The following is a 5,336-nucleotide window of genomic DNA, read 5'->3' as shown; positions in this document are numbered from 1 at the left end:
GTGTGGGGTGTGGGGTTTTACCGATTTTGAGGTAGTCAGTTACCTAATTTTCAGGGAAAAAGTCCAGGAATTTTACCCCCGATCACTCCAATGGTCAGGACTTTTTCAGGGGAAAAAAGTCTAAAAGCCTTATCCAACAAGGTTTTTAGATTTATTCAGCCAGCCCTAGGTAGGGTATGCTGAAAAAGTAGGGGCGAGAAGCATATCTCGGATAGGAAATCTACGGTTTCAGCGATAGGTTATGCCCGAATGCTTCGCCCCCACAGGACTTGCTCCCCTCTCCTAATCCCCAAACCCAATGAATAACCCCCCCGATAGTCCATTCAATTACACAGAGGCTTTTATTGCCCTAGGCACGAGTAATTTCGATCGCTCGGTACAGTTTTATCGTCAACTGTTGCAACAGGAACCAAAGCCCTACCTTGCCGCCGTTTATGCAGAATTTAGGCTGATTAACCTTAAATTATGTCTTTTTTGCCCTAAAGAGTCCCACAGAGAGGAATTTAGCGATTCTAGGGGCAGTGGCATGAGCATTTGTTTCGAGGTGGAGAGTCTCGAAAAAGCCCTTGAGCATTGGAGCGAAATCGGCTATGGTGCTAGGGGAGAAATTAGCCAAGCTTCCCACGGTCTGGAAATCTACATCTATGATCCCGATGGTAATCGTTTAATTTTCCATCAATCCACCGCTAAAACCAATCCTTTCAGGTAGGAACCTTCCGAGTGATAGATACTGGTGGGATGGTCGGCTGGTTGGCTTAAACGTGCTAAAATTCGCACTGGGCGAGCCGATTCAATGGCTGCCGCCATGACAGCCCCCTGAAAATGTTCTTCGTTAACCACTTGGGAACAGGAAAAGGTGAAAATAATACCTTGGGGGCGAATTTTCTGGAAAGCTTGGTGATTTAATCTTTTATAAGCCATAACCGCCTGATGACGGGATTGGATACTTTTGGCAAAAGCGGGGGGATCGAGAACAATCAGATCGTAATCCTCCTCACAGTCGCGCAGAAAGTTAAAAACATCGGTGCTGTAGGATTGATGGGGAACTTCGCTGAGATTATTCAGGGCGATATTTTTTTCGGTAAGATCGATCGCACCGTGAGAACTATCAACGGAATCGACTAGGGCAGCCCCCGCTTGCATAGCATAGACGGAAAAGCCGCCAGAGTAACAAAAAGTGTTTAAAACCCGTTTATTCTGGCAATATTGGGTCAATATTGCTCTATTTTCCCTTTGATCGAGGAAAAATCCCGTTTTTTGTCCTTTTTCCCAATCAATAATAAAGCGATGGCCGGATTCTAACACCTCATCGCCGGTTTTTTGACCAAATAAGTATTTATTCTCGGAGATATGGGCGCTTTTCGCCAAAACTGCGGCACTTTTATCGTAAACTGCCCGTAAATTGTCAGCGTAGATAGTTTTCAGGCAATCGACAATCAGATCGAGACGTTGGTATAAAGCTAGGGAATAAGCTTGAATAACCGCCGTGCCATTGTACCAATCGACGATTAAGCTGGGTAAACCGTCCCCTTCAGCGTTAATTAAACGATAACAGTTAGTTTTCGGGTTATCCACTAAACCGATTTGTTGCCGCAGCTGATAGGCATTCTGGAATTTTTCGAGAAATAATTGAGCAATATCGCTGACTTTTGGGAAAGAAAGAATTTTAACGGCAATATTGCTAGGATTATACAGTCCAGTGGCTAGATATTCGCCTCGATCGCTATAAACCTCCACGATAGCACCCTCTTTGACTTCTCCCTCCATCTCTTTAATCGCCCCGGAAAATATCCAAGGATGGAATCGTTTAACAGCATCAATTTTATGGTTTCTCAGGATAATTTTCGCTAAATCTGGCATGGATAAAGAATCAGGGTTGATAGCTGACGGCTACTAGACAATTCTATTATCCCCTGCCAGCAGCGCAAAACCACAGTTTCTTATCCCTCGATCGAGTGGCATCAAAGCAAGTCCCCACAATCGAGGGATAATTAGAGGGAATTCTCGCCTATAATAAGTTAGATTTTAGCGATATTCCCTCGACAAATGCCAAGAAAAAGTGATGCTGCCGGTGGTTTAAGTTTATGGTTCCAACGTTTGGGGGCTGCCGGTTTATTAGCGGGACAAACTTTTTTACATATTCTTAATGGCAAAATCCACCGGCGTAATACTCTGGAACAAATGAGTATTGTTGGACCAGAATCCTTGACAATTGCCCTAATTACTGCTGCTTTTGTGGGTATGGTTTTCACTATTCAGGTAGCCAGAGAATTTATTTTTTTTGGGGCGGGTAGTTTTGTTGGGGGAGTCCTTTCCTTGGCTTTAACCAGGGAATTAGCCCCGGTTTTAACCGCGGTGGTGGTGGCGGGGAGAGTTGGCTCGGCTTTTGCCGCCGAAATTGGTACAATGCGAGTAACAGAACAAATTGACGCTTTATATATTTTAAAAACCGATCCGATCGATTATTTGGTCATTCCCCGGGTGATTGCCTGTAGTTTAATGTTACCCCTGCTCACTATTATCTCTTTAGTCACGGGATTACTCGGTGGTTTATTGATTTCTGATAGTCTTTACGGTATTTCCTATTCCCTATTCTTACAATCAGCCCAAAATTTTCTGGAAACATGGGATTTAATTAGTTCTATGTTCAAGTCCCTTATTTTTGGGATTTTAATTGCTATTATCGGCTGCAGTTGGGGTTTAACCACCACCGGCGGTGCTAAAGGAGTTGGTCAATCTACTACCACGGCTGTGGTAACTTCTTTATTAGCGATTTTTGTGGCTAATTTTTTCCTCTCTTGGCTGATGTTTCAAGGGACTGGTAATGTGGAAATCGGCTAAGACAGTTATCAGTTATCAGTTATCAGTTATCAGTGCCAAGAAAACGGCAATTTTCTACTTAATACCTAATATCTAATACCTAATACCGCTCACTAAAAACTCAAATATGATCACCGATTACTGATAATTATCTATTCTCAAGATTAGGATTTGTTGAAGGGATTGAGAGTAAGACAAGTTTTAATTAATTCCTCCACTCCCAGAACTGGATAAATAGGGACTCCTAACTGATTAATAACAGTTTCTAGGGTGAGATCATCTAAAAATACCGCTTCCCCATGCTTGAGCATGAGGGAGGGTAATAAAACCCCATCCCCAAGATTTTTACCTTGTAATCCTTTGAGAAGATCTTGCCCGGTTAATAAACCCGTAACCGTGATTTCCTGCCCCCAATAATCACTATTTAAAGTCACTAATTCCACGGTTAAACCCCGCACCTTATTTAACTGTTGAACTAGGGGTTGAAAAGCTTGTTCTACCGCATTTCCCACTACCCATATTAACCGTCTAGATGGAGTAATTTGAGCAGGTAATAACTTCTTGGCTGTCTTCTGGAAATCCCTAATAAATTGACGAATCGAGCCAACTCCGTTACCGATTTGGGGATAGTCTTCGTAGTGAGATTGAGGGGGTAAATCGACTCGGGCAATTAAAAACCATTCATCGGCTAACCACACCACATTACTGCCAAATTCTTGACGAAATTGTTTCTGTAAAGTTTGGACTTGTTCAATCACTTCTCGCGCTTTTTCTTGGCTAACGGGAATTAATTGATCTTCTTGGGGACGAAAGCGGGTTAATCCCACGGGAACTACGGCAACCGACTCCACACAGGGAATATCCCCCCGATGAAAAGAAACCAGATCTAACAGGGTTCTTTCGAGATGAATGCCATCATTAATATTGGGACAAACTACCACTTGGGCATGAATTTGTAATTGTCTGGCTTGTAGCCATTTTAAATGGTCTAAAATTTGACCAGCGCGGGGATTTTTTAAGAGACGAATCCTCAGATCGGGTTCCGTGGCATGAACGGACACAAAAAGCGGTGATATTCGCATCTTTTCGATCCGCTGCCATTCTTTTGAGGTGAGATTAGTTAAGGTTAAATAACTGCCATAGAGAAAACTTAAGCGATAGTCATCATCTTTATAGTATAAAGTTTCTCTTTTGCCCTCTGGTTGTTGATCTATAAAGCAAAAAGGACATTTATTATTACACTGAATTAAGCCATCAAAAAGGGCAGTTTCAAACTCTAAACCTAAGTCTTCATGATAATCTTTTTCGATTTTTACTTGATGAGTTTTGCCCTGACTATCAAGCACTTCTAGGGTTAAAAATTCATCGGCACATAAAAATTGATAATCGATTAAGTCCCGGGGACGATTACCATTGATAGAGACGAGCGCATCCCCGATTTCAAAACCCACCTCGGCGGCGATCGAATCTGGGATGACACCAGTAATTTTAGCTGGACGAATAGTTAATTCACTCATATTTTTAGGTCGCCATCCAATTATTTAACTGCATTTCCCAGAGAGTCTTTGGGGAGCATCTCACTTTCGTCAACCGTTCTTCTATCTTATCAAATCTCTTATCTACCTGATCAAATCTGTCATCGATCCGTTTTTCCAGAGAGTCAATTTTCCCCTCAATCCTTGTCAGAACTGCTTCTAGGGAATAAGTGACGGTTTCGTTAGCCATTTTCTGTCTCCTTTATCTCTTCTGGATTCACCATCGTGATCTCAATATCAGTATCGCTGATTTTTGCCTCCAAGTTTCAATCCCTAATAGGGATTAAGATTAATTGGAACTACCTTTTCTTGGAATCACTTGTATTTTTTGCATGACTTTTATTTAAATAAAGTTAAAAATATTATAACACCAACAACAAAGCAAGCAATTAATACTAAAATACTAAGATTGGTTTAATAATCTTAATAGTTATAACGTACATAATTTAAAAATGTTATAAAAATTTTTCAGTAAAAATACAATAAGGCGTTGTGGAATATTTGTATTAGTTTTGAAGTTGTATATGATTAAAGCTTTGTCCACATTTTTTTTGGTTGCCATGCAGTAAGCAGTAATAGCTAGTCCAGTTAATACTCTCACTGGATCTATGACAATATTTAAACAAGTAATGCCAATTAATAATCAATGGCAAGTCGGTAGTCCGTGTATAGCAACTGGCGGATTTACGGATATATACAAAAATGGGATAATTGTTTTAAGAAATGATGATAGAGAATAGATATTTCCGAAAATTAAATATGCGTAATCTGAAACCGTTGGTAGGGACAATTCATGAATTGTCCCTACATTTTTGGAGTAAAATTCATGAATTGTCCCTGCGTTTTCGGAGATGTCTAATGATGACACAGCTAGTCTCTCTGCTATAGTACAAAAGTCGTTTAGCATGATACGCTATCTAACCTTAGTGCGATCGCTTTGAACCTTTCCTATGCCCTTTGAGTTGCTTGTCTAACCTGTCC

The 5,336-nt window shown here is 41.0% G+C and carries 5 protein-coding genes; 2 read left to right on the top strand and 3 right to left on the bottom strand.

Translation table 11 applies throughout. The features are described from left to right. Positions 1-298 precede the first annotated feature (298 nt). The gene (locus IM509_RS10830) at positions 299-709 is read left to right on the top strand and encodes a VOC family protein (protein ID WP_072927585.1); all 411 of its coding nucleotides are present in this window, start codon (positions 299-301) and stop codon (positions 707-709) included. On the opposite strand, the gene IM509_RS10825 is transcribed toward IM509_RS10830, so the two are convergent. Next, positions 676-1,860, bottom strand: a complete 1,185-nt coding sequence (locus IM509_RS10825; protein ID WP_052278065.1) for a class I SAM-dependent rRNA methyltransferase — start codon at positions 1,858-1,860, stop codon at positions 676-678. The two genes, IM509_RS10830 and IM509_RS10825, sit on opposite strands and share 34 nt — an antisense overlap. A 186-nt stretch (positions 1,861-2,046) precedes the next feature. Here IM509_RS10825 and IM509_RS10820 point away from each other — a divergent pair, with 186 nt between their 5' ends. After that, entirely contained in the window at positions 2,047-2,841 is a 795-nt protein-coding gene (locus IM509_RS10820) for an MlaE family lipid ABC transporter permease subunit (protein WP_002769219.1), read from the top strand. A gap of 143 nt (positions 2,842-2,984) precedes the next feature. On the opposite strand, the gene IM509_RS10815 is transcribed toward IM509_RS10820, so the two are convergent. Together IM509_RS10815 and IM509_RS10810 are read right to left on the bottom strand one after the other, a co-directional pair. Further along, on the bottom strand, positions 2,985-4,337 hold the full coding sequence (locus IM509_RS10815; RefSeq protein ID WP_052278064.1) for a TIGR03279 family radical SAM protein: 1,353 nt from the start codon (positions 4,335-4,337) through the stop codon (positions 2,985-2,987). A 4-nt stretch (positions 4,338-4,341) separates the two neighbouring features. Beyond that, positions 4,342-4,545, bottom strand: a complete 204-nt coding sequence (locus IM509_RS10810) for a DUF4164 family protein (RefSeq protein WP_072927590.1) — start codon at positions 4,543-4,545, stop codon at positions 4,342-4,344. Positions 4,546-5,336 lie beyond the last annotated feature (791 nt).

This window comes from Microcystis sp. M31BS1 (assembly GCF_020245285.1).
In the GTDB taxonomy this organism is placed as follows: Bacteria; Cyanobacteriota; Cyanobacteriia; order Cyanobacteriales; family Microcystaceae; genus Microcystis; species Microcystis panniformis.
This window is presented reverse-complemented; position numbering and strand designations above follow the sequence as displayed.

What these genes read in the sequence shown, in the direction of transcription:
- IM509_RS10810 (WP_072927590.1), bottom strand. Translation starts at nt 4,545, where the DNA reads ATGGCTAACGAAACCGTCACTTATTCCCTAGAAGCAGTTCTGACAAGG.
- IM509_RS10825 (WP_052278065.1), bottom strand. Translation starts at nt 1,860, where the DNA reads ATGCCAGATTTAGCGAAAATTATCCTGAGAAACCATAAAATTGATGCT.
- IM509_RS10820 (WP_002769219.1), top strand. Translation starts at nt 2,047, where the DNA reads ATGCCAAGAAAAAGTGATGCTGCCGGTGGTTTAAGTTTATGGTTCCAA.
- IM509_RS10815 (WP_052278064.1), bottom strand. Translation starts at nt 4,337, where the DNA reads ATGAGTGAATTAACTATTCGTCCAGCTAAAATTACTGGTGTCATCCCA.
- IM509_RS10830 (WP_072927585.1), top strand. Translation starts at nt 299, where the DNA reads ATGAATAACCCCCCCGATAGTCCATTCAATTACACAGAGGCTTTTATT.